Below are 1,332 nucleotides of genomic sequence, written 5' to 3'. Positions count from 1 at the left end.
CGGCTCCGGCCTGCGCGGCCTCATGTTCGACCACGCGGCGGCGGCCCTCGCGCCCAACACCGTGTTCGGCGGCAATCCGGTCGGCGCCAACTGCGTCCTGATGATGGCCGACGAGTTGAAGGCGCAGGACCTCTTCATCAAGAACGCCTACGACAACGGCCTCGGCATCGGTCTGTTCGACGTGACGACCGGCGCGCAGACCAACGGCGCGCCCGACATGCCGCTCGTGCAGGGCATCCGCTCGAAATACTGCGGGCTCGGGCCGCGCCCCGGCGTCGGTCGCCTCGGCTCAGGCGTGAACATCCTGACCGCCGACGGCGCCAGTGTCTCGGACTGCATCGACTATCGCTCGTCGAATGGCTTCATCCTCGACTTCGGTGGCTACGCCGAGGCGCAGGTGAGCAACATCCTGAGCCGCGAGGCGCAGCACGATCCGGCCTATGCCGCCGACTTCTCGCACCTCAGCGGCGTCGGCATCTACATCGGCTCGCTCAACTGCACGATCACCAACGCGAAGGTCAACTTCCCGCAGAACAGCGGCGTGCATTTCTCGGTCTGGTCGCAGCGCAACCGGCTGGTGAACTGCACCGTGTTCGCGGGAAACCGGGAAGGCTTCGTCGTGTACGGCGGCGCCAACGACCTCGACAACTGCCATGCGGACAACTGCGGCCTCGCCTTTCCCGGCCAGTGCGACGCCTTCTCGGTGCGCGGCACCTCGGTCAACGACACGTCGAACATCAGCATCGCGAACCCACGCGCCAGCGGTAGCACGCACCGCTACGGCGTGGCAGCCGACGAGAGCGGCGGGCCGGTCACGGGCACCATCAGCGGCATGGCCATCGTGGACGGCCCGGCCGGCGCCTTCCACATCGACGGCACAGGTCTCGACCTGATCGGCCGGCACGGCGATGCCTTCGTGGTGAGCCGCATCATCTCCCGGCTCGGCAATGACCTGTCGGTGGACGGGTACCTGATCCCGGCGGCGCTCGGAACCTACGCCGATGACACGGCGGCGGGCGCTGCGGGTGTCCCGGTGAACGCACTGTACTGGAACAGCACCGAGGACGCGATGTGGCAGCGGACCACGGGCGGGCCGCCAGGCGCCGGCGTCGCGCCCGGCGCGGTGTCCGCCCTGACCGCCGGAACGGCCACGTCCACCACGCAACCGCTCTCGTGGACCGCGCCCGGCACCGGCACCGGGCCGATCACCTATGCCGTGGACGTGCGACCGACCGGGGGCAGCACGTGGACCCGCGTGGCAACGGCCGTGTCGGGCGTCGCCTACACCGTCACCGACCTCACCGCGGCGACCGCCTACGACTACCGCATCAC

Annotated in this window: 1 protein-coding gene; it reads left to right on the top strand. The window is 69.4% G+C overall.

Annotated features, from left to right (window positions below; all coding sequences use genetic code 11):
* A partial coding sequence (locus M0638_RS28290; protein WP_248670298.1) for a fibronectin type III domain-containing protein occupies nt 1–1,332 on the top strand: 1,332 nt, incomplete at both ends.

Origin of the sequence: Roseomonas acroporae, from assembly GCF_023223525.1 — a bacterium.
In the GTDB taxonomy this organism is placed as follows: Bacteria; Pseudomonadota; Alphaproteobacteria; order Acetobacterales; family Acetobacteraceae; genus Roseomonas_E; species Roseomonas_E acroporae.
Note: the sequence above shows the minus strand (reverse complement) of the source record. Positions and strands in the feature narration are given on the sequence as shown.